This window comes from Deinococcus terrestris, from assembly GCF_009377345.1.
GTDB lineage: Bacteria > Deinococcota > Deinococci > Deinococcales > Deinococcaceae > Deinococcus > Deinococcus terrestris.
In genome coordinates this window covers 1,128,554-1,145,992 of record NZ_WBSL01000001.1, presented here as the reverse complement: position 1 = coordinate 1,145,992, position 17,439 = coordinate 1,128,554, and the positions used below count along the sequence as shown (strand labels likewise).

At 71.8% G+C, this 17,439-nt stretch carries 16 protein-coding genes; 12 read left to right on the top strand and 4 right to left on the bottom strand.

From position 1 onward, the window contains the following. Nucleotides 1-62: 62 nt before the first annotated feature. Nucleotides 63-1,325: an ABC transporter substrate-binding protein gene (locus F8S09_RS05695; protein ID WP_152869637.1), complete on the bottom strand. Its 1,263-nt coding sequence runs from the start codon at nucleotides 1,323-1,325 to the stop codon at nucleotides 63-65. A gap of 472 nt (nucleotides 1,326-1,797) precedes the next feature. On the opposite strand from F8S09_RS05695, the gene rpoD reads away from it, so the two are divergent. The 6 genes from rpoD (at nucleotide 1,798) to F8S09_RS05665 (ending at nucleotide 8,796) form a co-directional block, all read left to right on the top strand. Then, on the top strand, nucleotides 1,798-3,375 hold the full coding sequence (rpoD, locus tag F8S09_RS05690; protein WP_152869635.1) for an RNA polymerase sigma factor RpoD: 1,578 nt from the start codon (nucleotides 1,798-1,800) through the stop codon (nucleotides 3,373-3,375). Between the two features lie 133 nt (nucleotides 3,376-3,508). Next, nucleotides 3,509-4,825: a DUF4129 domain-containing protein gene (locus F8S09_RS05685; RefSeq protein WP_152869633.1), complete on the top strand. Its 1,317-nt coding sequence runs from the start codon at nucleotides 3,509-3,511 to the stop codon at nucleotides 4,823-4,825. Between the two features lie 10 nt (nucleotides 4,826-4,835). After that, nucleotides 4,836-6,344, top strand: coding sequence for a DUF4129 domain-containing protein (locus tag F8S09_RS05680; RefSeq protein ID WP_152869631.1), 1,509 nt, complete (start codon nucleotides 4,836-4,838; stop codon nucleotides 6,342-6,344). Beyond that, entirely contained in the window at nucleotides 6,341-7,354 is a 1,014-nt protein-coding gene (locus F8S09_RS05675; protein WP_152869629.1) for an AAA family ATPase, read from the top strand. Before F8S09_RS05680 ends, F8S09_RS05675 begins: the two co-directional genes overlap by 4 nt. A 44-nt stretch (nucleotides 7,355-7,398) precedes the next feature. Further along, nucleotides 7,399-8,481 (top strand): DUF58 domain-containing protein, encoded by a 1,083-nt coding sequence (locus F8S09_RS05670; RefSeq protein ID WP_322618564.1) that lies wholly within the window; start codon nucleotides 7,399-7,401, stop codon nucleotides 8,479-8,481. Between the two features lie 54 nt (nucleotides 8,482-8,535). Beyond that, entirely contained in the window at nucleotides 8,536-8,796 is a 261-nt protein-coding gene (locus F8S09_RS05665; RefSeq protein WP_152869625.1) for an M-like protein, read from the top strand. Nucleotides 8,797-8,927: 131 nt separating this feature from the next. Here the strand turns inward: F8S09_RS05665 and mnmE are convergent, their stop codons facing one another. Then, a complete protein-coding gene (gene mnmE / locus F8S09_RS05660; protein ID WP_322618563.1) occupies nucleotides 8,928-10,247 on the bottom strand; it encodes a tRNA uridine-5-carboxymethylaminomethyl(34) synthesis GTPase MnmE in 1,320 nt (439 codons plus the stop codon). A gap of 132 nt (nucleotides 10,248-10,379) precedes the next feature. Between mnmE and F8S09_RS05655 the strand changes: the two genes are divergently transcribed. Next, on the top strand, nucleotides 10,380-11,147 hold the full coding sequence (locus tag F8S09_RS05655; RefSeq protein WP_152869623.1) for an ABC transporter substrate-binding protein: 768 nt from the start codon (nucleotides 10,380-10,382) through the stop codon (nucleotides 11,145-11,147). A gap of 66 nt (nucleotides 11,148-11,213) precedes the next feature. On the opposite strand, the gene F8S09_RS05650 is transcribed toward F8S09_RS05655, so the two are convergent. Continuing rightward, a complete protein-coding gene (locus tag F8S09_RS05650; protein ID WP_152869621.1) occupies nucleotides 11,214-11,831 on the bottom strand; it encodes a DUF4258 domain-containing protein in 618 nt (205 codons plus the stop codon). Between the two features lie 270 nt (nucleotides 11,832-12,101). Here F8S09_RS05650 and F8S09_RS05645 point away from each other — a divergent pair, with 270 nt between their 5' ends. Together F8S09_RS05645 and F8S09_RS05640 are read left to right on the top strand one after the other, a co-directional pair. Then, entirely contained in the window at nucleotides 12,102-12,968 is an 867-nt protein-coding gene (locus tag F8S09_RS05645; protein ID WP_152869619.1) for a GNAT family N-acetyltransferase, read from the top strand. A gap of 64 nt (nucleotides 12,969-13,032) precedes the next feature. Next, the gene (locus F8S09_RS05640) at nucleotides 13,033-13,341 is read left to right on the top strand and encodes a hypothetical protein (RefSeq protein WP_152869617.1); all 309 of its coding nucleotides are present in this window, start codon (nucleotides 13,033-13,035) and stop codon (nucleotides 13,339-13,341) included. A gap of 54 nt (nucleotides 13,342-13,395) precedes the next feature. On the opposite strand, the gene F8S09_RS05635 is transcribed toward F8S09_RS05640, so the two are convergent. Beyond that, entirely contained in the window at nucleotides 13,396-14,010 is a 615-nt protein-coding gene (locus F8S09_RS05635) for a DUF305 domain-containing protein (protein WP_152869615.1), read from the bottom strand. A 74-nt stretch (nucleotides 14,011-14,084) separates the two neighbouring features. Here F8S09_RS05635 and F8S09_RS05630 point away from each other — a divergent pair, with 74 nt between their 5' ends. The 3 genes from F8S09_RS05630 to trmFO are packed head-to-tail and all read left to right on the top strand — an operon-like array spanning nucleotide 14,085 to nucleotide 17,429. Beyond that, nucleotides 14,085-15,188 carry a mechanosensitive ion channel family protein gene (locus F8S09_RS05630; protein WP_152869613.1) on the top strand — a complete coding sequence of 368 codons (1,104 nt, stop codon included), beginning with the start codon at nucleotides 14,085-14,087 and terminating at the stop codon, nucleotides 15,186-15,188. Further along, nucleotides 15,178-15,972 (top strand): YdcF family protein, encoded by a 795-nt coding sequence (locus F8S09_RS05625; protein WP_322618562.1) that lies wholly within the window; start codon nucleotides 15,178-15,180, stop codon nucleotides 15,970-15,972. Before F8S09_RS05630 ends, F8S09_RS05625 begins: the two co-directional genes overlap by 11 nt. 53 nt (nucleotides 15,973-16,025) lie before the next feature. After that, a complete protein-coding gene (gene trmFO, locus F8S09_RS05620; RefSeq protein ID WP_152869611.1) occupies nucleotides 16,026-17,429 on the top strand; it encodes a methylenetetrahydrofolate--tRNA-(uracil(54)-C(5))-methyltransferase (FADH(2)-oxidizing) TrmFO in 1,404 nt (467 codons plus the stop codon). Nucleotides 17,430-17,439: the final 10 nt, after the last annotated feature.

Sequence of the window (17,439 nt, the reverse complement as noted above, 5' to 3'; positions counted from 1 at the left end):
CCGCGACTGGGGGCACCCGGACTCCGGGGGCGGCGGGCTACGCGGCGCCGCCCACGCGGGTCTTACCAGCCGCGGCCCTTGATGCGGTTGAGCTGGCCTTCGAGGGTCTTCATGGCCGGGCCAGGAGCGCTCTTCTTGGTCAGCACGTTGTAGACGGCGGTGCTGAAGGCGTCACTGACCTGGTTGTACTTGCTGCCCGTAACCGTCGCGGGGCGGGCCACCGCGTTGGTGAACACGTCGTACAGGCTGCCGAAGAAGGGCACGGCCTTCAAGACGTCCTTGTCCTTGTACAGAGAAGCGATGGTGGGGTTGTAGCTCGCTTCCACCGCGCGGCGCTTTTGCTCCTGCACGCCCGTCAGGTACTGCACCAGGCTGGCAGCCTCCTTGGGGTTTTTCGAGTAGGCGTTCACCGCGAGCTGCCAGCCGCCCAGCGTCGCGGCGGGCTTGCCGCCGGTGCCTGCGGGCAGGGCCGCCACGCCGATCTTGCCGCGCACGGCGCTGCCCTGCTCCTGTCCGGCCGCGTAGGCGTAGGGCCAGTTGCGCATAAAGGCCGCGTTCCCCGCCTGCCACACGTTGCGGGCTTCTTCCTCACCGTAGGTCGTCACGGCCTGCGGGGCCACGGTGCCCACCAGGCCCTGAATCGCCTGCAGCGCCTGCACGGTCTTGGCGTTGTTAATCGTCACCTTGCCGCTGGAATCCACGATGGTGCCGCCCCCGAAGGAGGAGATCCACTCCAGCGCGTCGCAGGTCAGGCCCTCGTAGTTCTTGCCCTGGAACACGAAGCCCACGAAGCGCGAGTTGGTCTTGCGCTCGCCCGCCTGGATCTTCTGGGCCATGGTCGCCAGCTCGTTCCAGGTCTTGGGGGGCTTGGTGTACCCGTACTTCTTGAGCAGGTCGGTGCGGTAGTACAGCACGCCCGCGTCGGTGAAAAAGGGCATGCCCACCAGCTTGCCGCCGATGGTGTTGTTCTGCACGATGGCCGGGAAGTGCCGGTTGATCTCGGCCGCCGGAATGTACTTCTTCATGTCGAGGAGGTGCTGGCCGATCAGCCCCGGCCACACCACGTCGATCATGTACACGTCCACGTCCGCCGAGCGGGCGCCGAGCTGCTGCTGGTACAGGGCGAGGCGCTGGTCGGTTTCCTTGGGCACCTGAATCAGCCGGACGGTGTTGCCCGTCCGCTTGGCCCAGGCGTCGGCGCCCTTTTTGCACTCGTCGAAGCCCTGGCCGACCGAGTCGCAGGCGAAAGTCAGGGTCACGGCCCCCGCCTGGCTCACGGCGGCGCAGGCGAGGGTGAGGCTGAGGCTGGCAAGCACTCGTTTCATGGTTCTCCCTTCGCTGCCTGGACACCAGCCGGGGCCAATCCCTCGGCGGCACGCCATCTTCCGTGGCGGAAGCGGTTCCAGAACAGACGTTGTTGGTACTCCGAAGGCTACTGCCCGCGGCTGGGGGTGTCAATCGCCCTCCGCCGGCTGGCGGGAAGCCGCCTGACTCCGGGAACGGCGGGAGCACGCGGAGGGACGTGCCGGGCAGGGGTGCCGGGAACTGTTGCAGATCAGGGCGCGTACCTGCTATTCCCCTGCGGGGGCGCCGCCCCACCGTGAGGCGGCTGCCGGGGGGCTGGGGGGTCTTTGCTAGACTGACCCGTTTCAGGCCCCCGGCGCTCTCTGGGGTTTCAGCCACACTGGCCACACGCGCCGAGTTTTCCTCTATCGTTTCTCTTCCGCACGCCAGTTGTCCGGCCGTGGCCACCTTCCGGCCTCTCCCCGCACCGGCCCCGGCGCCCTAGGAGTCCGCATGGCAGAACCCACCCGAGCACGCGCCCGTACCAAGGCTTCCGCGCCCGCCGCTCCGGCCGCCGAAGCGGCTGAGGCCGTCATCCCCGCCGCCCCCAAGGCCCGCAAGGCGCCCCGGCCCAAGGCCACCGCCACCCCGGCCCCCGCTGCCGAGGCCGAAGCGGCCCCCACCCCCGCGCCGAAGAAGGCCCCGGCCCGCAAGAAGGCCGCGCCCGCTCCCGAGGCTGTTTCAGCGGCTCCCACCGAGACGGCTCCAAAGGCGGCTCCCGCTCCCCGCAAAGCGGCCAAGACCCCGGCAGCGAGCAAAGCCGCGCCCCCTGCCAAGGGAACCGCCGCCCCCGTCCCCGCCGACAAGCCCTACTACGCGCACCCCTCCATTCAGGAACTGCTGAAGGTGGGCAAGGCGGCGGGCGTGCTGACCAGCGACGAGATCGCGGCGGCGCTGTCGGTGGCCCTCGAAGCCTCCGGCCTCGACCCCGAGAGCGCCGAAGCGTTCGAGGACATGCAACTGTTCCTCGCCGCGCAGCAGATCGAGGTGCAGGACGAGGGCGAGGACGAGGACGACGACCTCGACGAGGAAACCGAGGGGGGTCCGGCGGCGGCGGCCGCCACCGACACCGACGACGAGGAGAAGTACTTCGACGACATGCCCCGCGCCGTGTCCAACGACCCGGTGCGGCAGTACCTCCACGAGATCGGCCGGGTGCCGCTGCTCACCCTCGAAGAGGAGATCGCGCTCGCCCGCCGCATCGAGGAGGGCGAGGAGGCCCGCAAGCGGCTGGAGGAGGAGGGCGACACCTTCGACGACCGTGGGCGCCGCCGCCTGATGCGCCAGATGGAAGACGGCGCCGCCGCCCGCCAGGGACTGATTGAGGCCAACCTCCGATTGGTCGTCTCCATCGCCAAGAAGTACACCGGGCGCGGGCTGGGCTTCCTCGACCTGATTCAGGAGGGCAACCAGGGCCTGATCCGGGCGGTCGAGAAGTTCGAGTACCGCCGCCGCTACAAGTTCAGTACGTACGCGACGTGGTGGATTCGGCAGGCGATCAACCGCGCGATTGCCGACCAGGCCCGGACCATCCGCATCCCGGTCCACATGGTCGAGACGATCAACAAGCTCACCCGCACCGCCCGGCAGCTTCAGCAAGAACTCTCGCGCGAGGCCACCTACGAGGAGATCGCCGAGGCGATGGGTCCCGGCTGGGACGCCAACAAGGTCGAGGAGGTGCAGAAGGTCTCCCAGGAGCCCGTCTCGCTGGAAACGCCCATCGGCGACGAGAAGGACTCCTTTTATGGCGACTTCATCCCCGACGAGAACCTCGACTCGCCGGTGGACAACGCCGCCAAGACCCTGCTCTCCGAGGAACTGGAAAAGGCCCTCTCCAAGCTCACCGAACGCGAGGCGATGGTCCTGAAGTTCCGCAAGGGGCTGGTCGACGGCCGCGAGCACACGCTGGAGGAGGTCGGCCAGCGCTTCAACGTGACCCGCGAGCGCATCCGCCAGATCGAGAACAAGGCGCTGCGCAAGCTCAAGTACCACGAGAGCCGCACGCGCAAGCTGCGCGACTTCCTGGACTGACCTTCCGTGTCCTCCGGCCCCCGTCCCCCGTGGCGGGGGCCTGGTGCTGTCGGCACAGTTCGCTGTCTGACAGGTCGTGGAGAGGCCGCAAGTTTCTGCACGGCCCGCCTGGGCAGGCGGTAGGCTGGCCGCGATGACCCCACAATTGGCTCGGCACGCTGTTCAGACCCGTCCGGCCGCCGGGCCGGAGGCCCGCTCGTGGCTCCTGCTCGCCGCGCCGCTCGTAGGGCTGGCGGCGTGGCCGCTGTGGGCGGTGGCTGGGGCCGTGGGGATCGTGGGGCTGGCCCGGCCGTGGGCCTGGCTGCGGGGGATGCGCCTGCTGGCCCTGCTGCTGCTGGGCCTTCTGGGAGAGTTGCCCTCCTGGGTATGGGTGGACACGCCGGACGGGGCGATGGCGTGGCAGGTGGCCGATGCCCGTTTGCAGGCCGTGCAGGACAGTTTGCCGCTGCTGCTGGGGCTTGGGGTGCTGCATGTGGCGCTGTGGGCGCTGGAGGGAGGAACGCGGCGGCTGGGAGCCGCCCTGTTGCTGGGGCTGCTGCTGTGGTCGGCGCTGTTCGGGGCGGGGGAGCCCTGGGCGTTGGTGTGGGGGGCGCTGGGGCTGCTGCTGGCGGTGGCGGGAGCGCCGGATCAGGAGGGCCGGGCGTTGCAAGTGCTCGCGGGCAGGGGGCAGGCCCTTCGGCGGCTGACCCTCGCCGCCCTGGGTCTGGGGGTGGTGTTCGCGGTCCTGAGCCTGCCCCTGCCGACGCAGAGCGACCGGAATGCCCGCATCGGGGGGCTTCCGGCGTGGGCCGTGAACGGGTTGTCCGCCCTGGTCCTGGGCCACTATGAGGCGTGGAAACGCGCCGGATGCGGGGACGACGCGCCCGGCTGCTCGGTGAGTCCTCGCGTGATTCAGGCTGGGCAGCAGCGGGACGCCCCCGTGGCTTGGTCGAAGGACGCCCCGGCCGCTGAGCCGCCGACCCCGCGCCGCACGGTCCCAGAAGCTCCTCCGCCCCTGTCACGCCGCAGTGGGATGATCCTGGCCGTGGCCCTGACCTGTGCGCTGGCCCTGGTCACGGGCTTGGGCTGGCTGATCTGGCGGTGGTGGCGCTCCCCCCTGCGGACGGGCCGCTCCCTGGCTGCCGCAGAAGCACTGGACACGGTCCTGGCCGACTCCAGCCATCCCCACCGGGTCCGGCAGGCCTACCGCTCGGCGCTGGCCTCGCTGACGCGAGTGGGCCTGGGCCGCGCCCCTGAGGAAACCCCGGCCGAACACGCGGCGCGGGTGTCGGAGGCGCTGCCCGACCTGGCCAACCCGCTGCGGCAGCTTCTGGCGGTCTATGCGCCTGTCCGCTACGGCCTGTCGCCCTCCGAGGAAGGGGCAGAGCAGGCCGAGGCAGCGGCCCGCACGGTGGCCCGGCTGGCCCGCCCCAGGTCTGCTCCCGACGCGGCCGGTCCCGCGCTAGGCTGAGGCTCTCCGCATGACGACTCTTCCTGTTCCTCCCGCTCGGCGGCCCTTGCGCCTCGACCGCTCGTGGCTGCTGCTTGCCGCGCCCTTCGTGGCGGCCTCGTGGCTGCCGTGGTGGGGGGTGCTGGCCTTTTTCGCCGTCCTGCTCTTGATTCGCTTCGACCAGGCCGCCGAGGTCGTGCGGGTGCCGCTGCTGCTCGCGGCGGCGTGCCTCACCGCGCTGCCGCTGCTGGCTGGGGTGGGGGATGGGGGCGGCAACGCGATGGGGGCGATTCTGGCTTACGCCGCCCTCTTTCTGCCGGTGGTGCTGACGGCGGCGGTGCTGCACATCGGCCTGAATCTTCTGGAGGTGGGCCGCCCCGCTGGGGCCGTGTGGCTCGCCCTGCTGCTCTTGCCGGGCGTGCTGGGGCTGGCTCCCAGTCCGGTCTTCGGGCTTCCGGCGGGGCTGGGGCTGGGCCTGCTCGCGCTGCTGCTGTGTGCGCTGGGGTCCACCGGGCGCGAGGAGCGCCCCGCCCGCCGCCTGACGGGGTCGGGCCGCGCCGTGTGGAACGCGGCTTTGATCGGTGGCGTTCTCGCGGGTCTGCTCGCGCTGGGCACGCTGGCACTGGGGCCGTCAGCCCAACCCATGTTCTCGCTGGAGGGGGGGGCGGCGACCGAACAGCAGGGCGAAGCTCCGGTAAGCAGCTCGGAGTCCATCTCAGAAGGCACGGTCATGCGCCAACGCGCACCCAGCGGCCCCCTACCAGCCGAGGCCGTGCAGACGGGTGTGCAGCTTCCCGGAGCCGACCTCGTGCTGCTGGGCGGCATGCTGCTCCTGATGTCGGTGATCTTCCTGCTGTGGCGACTGCCCAAGCGCGTGGTGGATGGACCGCGCCGCCTTCACTGGTGGGAGATTGCGGCGGTGGCGGGAATGCTGCTGCTCGGGGCCATGCTGCTGTTCTACGGCATGACGGCTGGCGGCTCGGGTGGGCCGGGGGCGGCGCCGTCTGCACCTGCAGGAGAGGCTGGGGTAGGAACGGGGGAGACGACGGGTGAACCCGCGCCGGGTTGGGCCTTGGCGTTCGCCTCCTGGTTTAACCGCGTGGCCTTCGCGTCCGCCGTTCTCCTCTCCATCGCCATCTTCCTCCTTGCCTGGAAGCTGCGCCGTCCCACCGATGACGACCTCCAAGTCGACCTGTCGGCCGAGGAAGCCGCTTCCCCCTCCGCGCCCGAAGCCCTGCACCGGGTCCGGCTGGCCTACCGCTCGGCGCAGGCATCGCTGGGGGCGGCGGGACTGGGGCGCGGCCCGTCCGAAACGCCCGCCGAGCACGCCGCCCGCGCCTCCCTGAACCTTCCCGACCTCGCTTCCCCACTGGGCACGCTGGTCACCGCCTACGCCCCGGTGCGCTACGGCGGCCGCGTGACCGACGAGGACGCCGAGCGGGCCGAGGCCGCCGCCCGTGACATCGCCGCCCTCAGCGCCGAGTACCGCCCGCTGACGCCTCCCGACGCCCCCGATTCCCCCTCCCAGGAGACCCCATGACCCACCCTGACCTGCCGACCCCGCCCGCCGACCTCGCCGCCGTGGGGCGGTTCGCCCGCGCCGTGGGGGACAACGTGGCCCGCGTCCTCGTGGGCAAGGAGGGGGTCACCCGGCTGACCCTCGCCGGGATTCTGACCGGGGGGCACATCCTCCTGGAAGACGCGCCCGGCACCGGCAAGACGATGCTGGCCCGTGCGCTCGCCGCCAGCCTGGGCCTGACCTTCCGCCGGGTGCAGTTCACGCCCGACCTGCTGCCCAGCGACGTGACCGGGGTCAGCGTGTACCGCCCCGCGACCGGCGAGTTCGAGTTCGTCCCCGGCCCCATCTTCACCGGCCTGCTGCTCGCCGACGAGATCAACCGCGCCACCCCCAAGACGCAGTCGGCGCTGCTGGAGGCGATGGGCGAGGGGCAGGTCACCGAGTCGGGCGTGACCCACCGCCTGCCGCAGCCCTTCGTGGTGATCGCCACCCAGAACCCCGTCGAGCACGAGGGCACCTACCGATTGCCCGAAGCGCAGCTCGACCGTTTCCTGCTCAAGCTGTCGGTGGGCTACCCCTCCTTGGACGAGGAGGTGCAGATGCTGGGCCGCCTTCAGGGGGCGCACCCCATCGACACGCTGGAACCGGTCGCCGGACCGGACGACCTGCTCGCGGCGCGGGCGGCGGTGCGGTCGGTGCGCGTCTCGGACGAGTTGCGGCGCTACGCGGCGGCCCTGACCGCCCGCACCCGCAGCCACCCGCAGGTCGCGCTGGGCGGCGGTCCCCGCGCCAGCCTCGCCCTGCAAGGGGTCGCGCAGGCGCTCGCGGCGCTGGACGGCCGGGCCTTTGTCGTGCCCGACGACATCAAGGGGGCGGCCCCGGCGGTCCTCGCCCACCGCCTCAGCCTCCGCATCGAGGCGCGGCTGGCCGGAACGCCCCCCGAGAGCGTGGTCGCGGAGGTGCTGCGGGCCGAGCCGGTCCCGGCCGATCCGGCCCAGGCAGCAGGGGCGCAGGCGGCGGGGGCCGTCTGAACCTCGCGGCGCTGGGGCTGGTCCTGGCCGCGCTGCTGCTGGGCGTGGCGCTCGCGTGGTTCCTGGGACGCAAGCCGCCCACCGTTCGCCTGACCCGTGAGGTGCCCGGACAGGGCTTCGAGGGCACCCGCGTGCCGTACCGGGTCCGCATCGAGATCGACACCCGGCGGCCCCTGCGCGTGATCGTGGAGGACCCCACGCCCCTCTCGGTGGTGTCGAGCGAGGTACTCACGGCGGGCGGGCTGACCCTGGGGCAGACGGTCACCGAACTCGACGGCTCGTTGCTGCTCAACCGCCGGGGCGAGTACGCGTGGCCGGGCGGCACCCTGCGCTGGGCCGATCCGCTGGGGCTGTTCTGGCGCTCCATGCCGCTGAAGGTGCCCGCCACGATCGAGGTCTACCCCGGCACGCACGGGCTGGTGCTGCCCGACCTGCTGCGCCCGCTGCTGAGCGAGGGCCAGCTCTCGCGCACGCTGGGCCTGGAAGACCCCATCAGCCTGCGGGGAGCGCGGCCTTACGTCTCCGGCGACCCGCCGGGCCGGGTCCACTGGCGGCTCTCGGCCCGCACGGGCGACCTCACCGTGCGCGAACTCGACCGCACCGCCGCGAGCAGCCTGACCGTGTTCGTGGACACCTCTGGCACCGACGTGTTCGTGAACAGCGCGGTGCGGCTGGCGAGCAGCCTGATTCAGGAGGCGCTGGCGCTGGACCTCCCCGTCAGCGTGGCGACCCCGGCGGGCGCGACCCCCAGCGGACGCACCCCGGAGGCGTTGCGGGCCGCCCTGCGGTTGCTGGCGCGGCTGGAGCCACAAGACCCCCGCGTGGTGGGCACGCCCCTGGTCATCCCGCCGCCCCGTGCGGGGGGCAACCTGATCGTGCTGACCCAAAAAGCGCCCCCTGACCTGGTCGAGCAGGCGATGAAAGCGCGGGCGAGCGCCAGCCGGGTTGCCATCGTCGCCATCCCCGAGGGCTTCTACCTCGAACCCGGCGAGAACCCGCGCCGCCAGTGGGTCGGTGCCCCCGACACGGTGCGCGATCTGGAGCGCCGCGCCGGGATTCTGGCGGAGGTGGGCGTGCTGGTGTTCGTGCTGCGCGGCAACCAGAGCGTGCTGCGGCTGGGGGCCTGAATCGCTAAAGGGAGCCTCAGCCCGCGCCCGCAGGAGCCCTGCTAGCGTAACTTCATGACCGGACCTGATGACCGCACCAACGACGTGCCCCAGACGGAAGGCGAGATCAGCAACGTGGACCTCCAGTTCATGGGCCGCACCGACGAGCGCCGCGACGCCCTCAAGGAAGCCCGCGCTGAGGCCAAGCTCGCCGACGAGTACCAGGAGCGCGGCCTCGACAAGCAGGACGTGGCCTCGGCGGGCAGCATGATCACCAGCGACCCCGCCAGCACCATTCCCGGTGACGAGACCTCCGAGGACACCGAGCAGGGCTGACGTTCACGCCTCACCCCCTCCCGGCCTCCCCCCTCAAGGGGGAGGAGCTTTTTTATTTTCCTGGACGTGCTCTCTGCTCTTCCTCATTCTGTAGGGGGGCAGTGGTTTCAAGGCTGAAGAGCCTCTCCCGGCTACTTCCCCACGCAGAAGTTGCGGAACACTGCGTCTACCACGTCCTCCGACACGTCACGGCCCGTGAGTTCGGCCAGGGCTCGCAGGGCTTCTTCCAGTTCGTACCCGGCCAAGTCATCGGGGAGGGTCCGGGCGGCCTGCACGTGCGCGAGGGCGCGGCGGGCGGCGTCGGCCTGCCGCTCGGTGGTGAGCCACGCCTCGCCCCGTGCCGCGTCCCCGAGGAGGGCGGCGTGGATGGCCTCCCTCAACTCGGGCAGGCCCGCGCCCGTCACGGCGCTCACCGCCCGCGCCCCGGCGTCCTCCCAGGCGGCGCTCAGGTCGGCCTTCGTCCGGACGCGGATGACCCGTGTCCCCGGTGGCAGGTCCACGGGCAGCGATTCGCGTGGCAGGCTGCCGTCCTCCAGCGCCAGCACGAGGTCGGCCCCCTGCGCGAGGCTGACCGCCTGCCGCACGCCCGCCGCCTCCACCTCGTCGGCCGTCTCGCGGAGGCCCGCCGTATCCACCAACGTGACGGGCACCCCGGCCAGCGAGAGTTGAGCCTCCAGATAGTCGCGGGTGGTGCCGGGAATAGGGGTCACGATGGAGCGCTCGTAACCCAGCAGCGCGTTCAGCAGGCTGCTTTTGCCCGCGTTGGGCCGCCCGATCAGGGCCAGCCGCGCTCCCCGCGTGGCGACCTGTCCGGCGCGGGCGGTGGCGACGAGGGCGACGAGGTCGGCCTCCGCTTGGGCCAGCGGCACGCCCCGTTCCTCCTCGGGCACGCCTTCTTCCGGGTAGTCCAGCATCGCCTGAATCGCGGCCAGGGTGCGGGTCAGGCCCGCCGCGATGCGGTCCACGCGGTCCCCCAGCGCTCCTGACAGCCCCAGCGCCGCCTGCCGCCGCGCGGTGTCGGTGCCCGCGTTCACGAGGTCCAGCACCGCTTCGGCCTGCGCGAGGTCTAGCCGCCCGGCGAGGTAGGCCCGCAGGGTGAACTCGCCGGGGCGGGCAGGCCGCGCTCCGAGGTCCAGCGCCCGCGCCAGCAACCGCGAGAGCACCGCCGGGCTGCCGTGCGTCTGAAACTCGGCCACGTCCTCGCCCGTGTACGAATGCGGCCCCCGGAAGACCAGGCACAGACCGTCGTCCAGCCGTTCGGCGCCCTCCGCCACAAATTCCCCGTACAGGAAACGCCCGCCCCGCGTGCGGCTGGGTTGCCCGCGCCCCCGGAAGAGGCCGTCGGCCACCCGCAGGGCGCCTGGCCCGCTCACCCGCACGATGCCCACCCCCGCGTGGCCGGGGGCCGTGGCGATAGCGGCGATGGTGTCCGAGAAGCCGAGGCGGGTCACGGGGGAGAGGGTAGCAGGGGAGGAGTCGCGCGTTTGGGGCCGCGTCCGGCCTGCGGCCCAGGCTGTGACAGGGATGTGATGGCCTCCATTGCACACTTCCCCATAGTTCAGCACAACCCCTTGGAGGTTTGCATGCGCCCACGTTCTGTCCTGATTGCTGCGGCCCTGTTGGCCGCCCTGCCCGCCGCCGCCCAGGCCCGGTCCCTGGCGGCCGTCAAAACGAGCGGCATCCTGAAGTTGGCGACGAGTGCCGACTTCGAGCCGTTCAACTTTTTGCAGGGCGGCAAGCCCACCGGGTTTGAGGTGGAACTTGGAGAAGCGGTCGCCCGCAAGTTGGGCCTCCGGGCCGAGTGGGTCATCCGGCCGTTCGACGGCCTGCTGCGCGACCTCGCGGCCCGGCCTGGCGAGATCGACGTGGTCATCGCCTCGCACGCGATCACCAGCACGCGGCTCCAGACGGTGGACTTCAGTACCCCCCACTACTGCACGGGCGGCGTCATCCTGACCCGCCGGGGTGGGCCGCTGACCAGCAAGGCGCTCGCGGGCAAGACCCTGGGGGCCGAGGCGGGCAGCACCTACTTCGGCTTTCTGCGCAAGCTCCCCTTCGGGAAGAGCGTGCAGGTGTACCCCAGCTCCCAGGCGGCCATTCAGGCGGCCGCCACCGCCAAGGTCGACGCCGTCGTGACCGACCGCTTCGCGGCGCTGGGGGCACTCAAGACCTACTCCAAGGCCAACCTCGTCATGGGGGACACCCTCTGGAAGGAGCAGGTCGGCCTCGCCCTCGCCAAGGGGAACAGTGAATTGCGCCTGGCCGTGAACGGGGCGCTCAAGGGACTGATGCAGGACGGCACGTACGCCCAGCTCAGCCAGAAGTACTTCGGTCAGGACGTGCGCTGCTGACTCCAAGGGGAGGGGGCGAGCGGTGACGGGAACATTCCCGGCCGCTCGCCCCCGCTTGAGGTGGCTCTACGCCCCCTTCTTCCACTTCCCCTTACTCCGGTTCCCCGGCTTGTTCCCTGGCGTCGCCGTGCGTGTCCGGATGCGCTCGTCGTCGTAGCGCAGCATCACGGCGAGGCGGGCGCGGGAGATGATGTGGTGCGGCTGCTTGGGGACGAAGGCCGTCACCACGTCGAGGTATCCGTCGTGGGCGTGCTCGACAACGACATGCAGCGGCAGCGCCACCCCGCAGGCCTCGAAGTAGCCGCACACCAGCCAGCGGCGGTCCTCCGGGTACACGGCCCGCACCCGCCCGGCCACAAGCACCTGAATGATGTCGTGCTCCAGAAAGCCCTCGGCGCGGGCGTGCCCGATGGCGTGGGAACAGAGGTGATACTTACCGTCGTACACGGCGTCGCGCAGCCGGGCGTGCGCCCGCGAGAGGCTGTGCTCGCTGGTGTCCACCCCGGCCAGTTCCACCTCGCGCTGGGGCTTGACCGGCTTGAGGCGCAGGTTCTCGGGCCGTGCGGGGGGCGGCGTCGGGGCGCGGCGGGCCGCTTTCTCCGCGCGGGCAAGCTGGGCACGCAGGGAGAGCAGATCGGTCCCTCCCGTCTGGGAGCGCGTCTTGGAGTCGGGGGATTTGGTCATGGGGGGCAACCTCCCGTCGGCCTTCCGGGGCGGGGGGGCCAGGGTCACGCCGCCCCCTTAAACGAAAACGTCCCCGTCCACACGTCTGGCGTGTTGGTGGGGGAAGAAGGCGTCGTACCCTGCTTCAGGGCATAGCCGGAGCATAGCACGCGGGGGCCAGGGCGCGGGGTGAGAGGCCGGGCAGACGTGAGCGGCGCCACTTTCTAGGCTGAGCGTCATCTCCACCGTCCGCCCGGTTCCCCAGCTTCTTGCTTTCCCGGAGGTCTGTTCATGATTCGCCCCATGCAAGCGACCGATGCCCCCGACGTGCTGGCCCTGCTGGCCTGGATGGACGACGCCCCCGAGCGCGAGGTCTTCGCGCCCGACGCCCGCGACGAGCACGAGTTGCGCGGCGAGTGCGAGGACCGGGTGTGCCTGGTAGCCGAGGGTCTGGACGGGGCGGTGGAGGCCTACTGCGGCCTGGCTCCCTTCCGCGACGGGCTGGTGCTCGAAGGGCCGCTGGGGCAAGGCGGCGACCTGCCCGGCTTGCTCGCGCGGGCGGTGGAGCGGGCCGACGGGCTGCCGGTGTACGCCTTTGCCGCCCGCGACAACCTCGCCGCGCGGGAGGCGCTCGAAGCGTGCGGCTTCACGCCCATGCACACCACCGACTTCTACACGGCGCGGGTGTCGGGCCTCGCCCGGCAGGCCCGCGTGCCGGAGGGCTACGTGGCGACCGACCACCTCACGCCCGCCGCCTACCGCGCCCTGTACCGCGCCGCCGAGGACGCCTGGTCCGAGCGCCTCGACTGGACCGACGCCGAGTTGCAGGCCCACTTCGCCCGCGACGACGTGCGCCTGGTGGTCCTGACGCGCGGCGGGCAGCCTGTGGGCTTTGCCGAGCTGGAACTGAATCCGGAGGCTGCGCGGGCCGACCTCACCTATGTGGCGGTCCATCCCGCCGAGCGCGGCCAGCGGCTGGGGCGGGTGCTGCTGGCGCTGGCCGCCGCCGAGGCCGCCGCCTTTCCCGAACTGCGCACCCTCCGTGCCCGCGCCCATGACCACGCCCGCCCCGCCCGAGCGCTCTACGCCCACGCGGGCCTGACCCACTGCCGCTCGGTGGTGACGTATCTGCGCGACGACACGGAGGGCGAAGCATAGGGGCGTTCGGCCGTCCGCGTTCCCCCACATTCGCCCCGCCCTGCCTCCTCTAGCCTGACCCCCTATGGGCAAACGCGACCGCCAAAGCCCCCGGCCCGCCTACGTGACCCTGCGGGACCTGCCCGGTACCCGGCTGATGTTCTGGGTCGTGGACGAGTGCCCCTACTGCGCGGGGCGGCACCTGCACCCGGCAGGCAACCTCCGCACCGCCGACCCCGGCGAGCGGCTGGGCGAGCAGGCTGCCCCCTGCGACCCTACGCGGACCTACGAGCTGCAACTGCCCCCCCGCCCCAAGAAGAAGTCGGGCAAACAGGCCCGCCGCAAGGAACGCCGCGAGGGCCGCGTGTCGGGGCTGGACTGGGACGACGAGTAGACCAAGGGGAGACGGACGCGGAGGAGTCACTTCCGCGTCCGTCTCGTATGGCCCTCAGTGGTGCTCGTGTGCCCCGCCCTGCGCCGCTTCCGGTGGGGGCGGCAGGGCTTCCCCGCGCTGGCGCAGCAGGTCCTCCATCAGCCGAATCTCGCCGCCCTGGGTGGCCTGAATCTGCCGGGCGAGGGTGCGGACCTCCGGGCGAATCCCGTCTCCGAGGGCGGGTTCGACCATCGTCAGGGCGCCCTGGTGGTGGCGAATCATCAGCCGCAGGAAATGGGCTTCGGCGTCAGGCACGGGCAGGGTATCCAACTGGTTCAGCTCCTCTGGCGTCGCCATGCCCATCATGCGGGCATGCTCGGCGCTCATGCCCTCGCCGCCCCAGGGCAGGCCCCAGAGGGTCAGCCAGCCGCGCATCTGCCCGATCTGCTCCTGCTGCGAGAGCACGATGTCGAGCGTCAGGGAACTCAGGGTGCGGTCGTCGGTACGCTCGCGCAACCGGGTCGCCATGTCCACGGCCTGCGCGTGGTGCTGGCTCATCTCGCGCACGAAGCGCACCTCCGGGCTGTTCTCGGCGGGGGTACCGGAGCGCGAGGTCAGCGCCAGCGCGACGGCCAGCAGGGCGGCAGCGGCCAGGGCGAACGCGGCGAGGAGGGCGGGTCGGCGGGTCATGGCCGGGAGTATAGGGAGGGCGGTTGGGGGCGGTGGTCCCCCGGCCGTTTTCCGTGGCCCGGTAGACTCGCCCCATGACGGGCGACGTGAACACCTCGCGGCTGCTGGGGCTGGACGCGCTGTGGGCGGCGCTGCTGGACACCTGGCGCGAGGTGGAGCGGGCGCTGGCCGCCTACGGCGCGAATGCCCTGATTGCCCTGGGGCTGGTGCTCGTCTACGCCCTGGTCTTCCGGCTGGCGTCGCGGGCAGGGCAGGCCCTGGTGCGGCGGCTGGTCCGGCCGGACGCGCAGGCCACGGTGGGGCACCTCGTCCGCACGGTGCTGCGCCTGACTTTCGGGCTGCTGGTGGTGCTGTCGGTGGGGGCGCTCTTTCCGGGGCTGTCGGACTGGAGCCGCCCGGTGTTCCGGGCCTACCTGCTGCTGCTGCTGCTGTTCGTGGGCTGGAGCGTGGTGTCGCACCTGCTGCGGGTGGAGGCCGACCGCCTCGACCTCGATGCCAGCCTGCGGCTGCTGGCCCGCAACCTCACGCGGGCGGTGTGGGTGCTGCTGGGCGTGTACCTCGTGTCGGCGCAGTTCGGCATCGACCTGCTGCCCATTCTGGGGGGCCTGGGGGTGGTGGGGCTGGCGGTGGGGTTTGCCGCGCAGGACATCCTCGCCAACCTGATCAGCGGGGTGACGCTGCTGCTCGACCGCCCCTTCCGCATCGGGGACTGGATTCGCACCGAGAACCACGAGGGTCAGGTCGCTGGCCTCACCCTGCGGACCACCCGGCTGCGGACCCGCGACGGTGAGTTCGTCAGCATTCCCAACAAGGACGTGGCGGGCGCGGTCGTCGAAAACCTGACGGCAGGCGGGCGACTGCGCCTCAATATTCCCCTGGGGGTCACCTACGAGGGCGGCGTGGAGCGGGCGCGGGCGGTGCTGCTGCCCGTCCTCCAGACCTTCCCCGGCGTGCTGGCCGACCCCCCGCCCGTGGTGCTGGTGCAGGAGCTGGAGGAGAGCCGGGTGCGCCTGCTGCTGCGCTTCTGGATCGACGCGGAGGGAGTGGCGAGTTCCCCGGTGACCCGGATGCGCGTGCTGGAAGCCGCCCGCGCGGCCCTGGACGCGGCGGGCCTGGCGGTGGCCTACCCCCGGCTGCGGGTGCAGCTTGACCCGGCGCCGGAGATGCGTGCCGACTGAGCGCGTGCGGGGCGTGCTGGAGGGGGCGGCCATCGGCGCGGCCCTCGCTGTCCTCGCCACCTACCTGGGCGAGATTCGGGGCACGGCGCCGCTGCTGCTCGCGCTGGTGGTGGGGGGTGGACTGGCGGGCGCTTTCACTCCGGCGCGGCGGGGGCTGCGGGTGGGGTCAGGAGGGTTGGCCGCCGTTCTCGCCCTCTGCCTCCTGACCCCGGTGCTCCGCGCTCCGCTCGCCGGGCTGGTGCTGTCGCAGTCACCCGTCCGTGCCGACGCCATCGTGGTGCTGGGGGCGGGGGTGCAGTGCGGCACGGGCACGCTGGACCCTCACAGCCTCGCGCGGCTGGTGCGCGGGCTGGAGCTGTGGCGGGCGGGGTACGCGCCCCGGCTGACCGTCTCCGAGCCGTCCGGTCTGCTCGGCCCGGCGAACTGTCCGCCCCTGAGCGACCTCCAACGTGCCCACATTCGCGCCCTGTATCCATCAGGCGGCCCGGAGGTGCTCACCCTGCGCCGGGTGACCACCACCCGCGACGAGGCCGCCCGCGTCCGCGCTCTCGCCCACGAGCGGGGGTGGCGGCGGGTCCTGGTGGTGACCTCGCCCAGCCATTCACGCCGGGCCACGCGGCTGGTCGCGTCGGGTGGAGTGGAAGCCGTCAGCGTGCCTGCCGGGGAGACGCGCTTCGACATGACTCTGCCGCTGCCGTTCGACCGCCTCGCTGCGTTGCGGGTGGTGCTGTACGAGGGGCTCTCGCGGGTCAAGGCGGGGGTGGGGGGCACGCCGGAGCGCTGAATGTTGCCGCCGCGCACCGCGCCGCCCGGCCTGCTCGCCTACACTGCCCCCCGATGACCGCTTCTTCCCCCACCATCACCGTCGTCGGCGCCGGGCTCGCCGGTTCGGAGGCCGCCCTCGCGGCGGCCCGCCTCGGCGTGCGGGTGCGCCTCTTGGAGATGCGCCCGGTCAAGATGACCCCCGCGCACCGCACCGGCAACTTCGCCGAACTCGTCTGCTCCACGTCCCTGGGCGGCGAGGGCGAGATGCAGGCCAAGGGCCTCCTGCAAGCCGAACTGCGCTCGGTGGGCGGGGCCATCGTGGGCGCCGCTGACGGGAGCCGCGTTCCGGCGGGCAACGCCCTCGCCGTGGACCGCGACGAGTTCAGCGCCCGCGTGACCCAGGCGGTGCGCGAACACCCCCTCATCGAGGTCGTGCCCGGTGAGGTCGAGACCGTCCCGGAAGGCATCGCCGTGATTGCCACCGGGCCGCTGACCTCGGACGCGCTGGCAAGCGACCTGATGCGCCTGACTGGCAGCGAGCGCCTGAGCTTCTACGACGCCGCCGCACCCGTGATCGCCTTTGACAGCATCAACCTGGACGTGGCGTGGCGGGCCGGGCGCTATGAGCAGAGCGCGGATTATATCAACTGCCCCTTCACGAAGGAGGAGTACCTGCGCTTCTTCGAGGCGCTGGAGCAGGCCCGCGCCCACACCCCCCACGACTGGGAGAAGTTGGAGTTCTTCGAGGGCTGCATGCCCATCGAGGAGATCGCCCGCCGGGGCGTGGACACCCCGCGCTTCGGGCCGATGTCACCCAAGGGCCTGGACGACCCCCGCACCGGGCGCTGGCCCTACGCGGTCGCCCAACTGCGCCAGGAGGACCGCGAGGGCCGGATGTGGTCGCTCGTCGGCTTTCAGACCGGCCTGAAGTGGGGGGATCAGAAGGCGGTCGTCCAACTCATCCCCGGCCTGAAGAATGCTGAGATCGTCCGCTATGGGGTGATGCACCGCAACACCTACCTCAATGCGCCCGAGGTGCTGGACTCGACCCTGGGGCTTCGCGCCGACCCTACGAAGTTCGTCGCGGGTGTTCTGGCGGGCACCGAGGGGTATCTGGAATCCGCCGCGACCGGGTGGCTCGCGGGCACCAACGCGGCGCGACTCACGCTGGGCCTCGCGCCGCTGACTCCCCCCGCCGAGTCCATGCTGGGCGGGCTGACGCGCTACCTCGCTTCCGCCAACCCCAAAGGCTTCCAGCCCATGAACGTGAACTGGGCGCTGGTGCCCGAACTCCCCGCCCCCGAGCCGGGGCCGAATGGCAAGGTTCGCAAGCTGGGCAAGCGCGAGAAGCGTCCGCCCATGTTCCGCCGGGGCCTCGCGGCCTTCATGGCCTGGGCCGGAGAGGAGGCGGGCCTGAGCGTGACGCCGCCCGCCGTGCCCCAGCCGGAGGAGGACGCCCTGCCTGTTCTGCGCTGAGCGTGGACAT

Coding starts and splice junctions, on each gene's coding strand:
- F8S09_RS05695 (WP_152869637.1), bottom strand. CDS start 1,325: ATGAAACGAGTGCTTGCCAGCCTCAGCCTCACCCTCGCCTGCGCCGCC.
- rpoD (WP_152869635.1), top strand. CDS start 1,798: ATGGCAGAACCCACCCGAGCACGCGCCCGTACCAAGGCTTCCGCGCCC.
- F8S09_RS05685 (WP_152869633.1), top strand. CDS start 3,509: ATGACCCCACAATTGGCTCGGCACGCTGTTCAGACCCGTCCGGCCGCC.
- F8S09_RS05680 (WP_152869631.1), top strand. CDS start 4,836: ATGACGACTCTTCCTGTTCCTCCCGCTCGGCGGCCCTTGCGCCTCGAC.
- F8S09_RS05675 (WP_152869629.1), top strand. CDS start 6,341: ATGACCCACCCTGACCTGCCGACCCCGCCCGCCGACCTCGCCGCCGTG.
- F8S09_RS05665 (WP_152869625.1), top strand. CDS start 8,536: ATGACCGGACCTGATGACCGCACCAACGACGTGCCCCAGACGGAAGGC.
- F8S09_RS05655 (WP_152869623.1), top strand. CDS start 10,380: ATGCGCCCACGTTCTGTCCTGATTGCTGCGGCCCTGTTGGCCGCCCTG.
- F8S09_RS05650 (WP_152869621.1), bottom strand. CDS start 11,831: ATGACCAAATCCCCCGACTCCAAGACGCGCTCCCAGACGGGAGGGACC.
- F8S09_RS05645 (WP_152869619.1), top strand. CDS start 12,102: ATGATTCGCCCCATGCAAGCGACCGATGCCCCCGACGTGCTGGCCCTG.
- F8S09_RS05640 (WP_152869617.1), top strand. CDS start 13,033: ATGGGCAAACGCGACCGCCAAAGCCCCCGGCCCGCCTACGTGACCCTG.
- F8S09_RS05635 (WP_152869615.1), bottom strand. CDS start 14,010: ATGACCCGCCGACCCGCCCTCCTCGCCGCGTTCGCCCTGGCCGCTGCC.
- F8S09_RS05630 (WP_152869613.1), top strand. CDS start 14,085: ATGACGGGCGACGTGAACACCTCGCGGCTGCTGGGGCTGGACGCGCTG.
- trmFO (WP_152869611.1), top strand. CDS start 16,026: ATGACCGCTTCTTCCCCCACCATCACCGTCGTCGGCGCCGGGCTCGCC.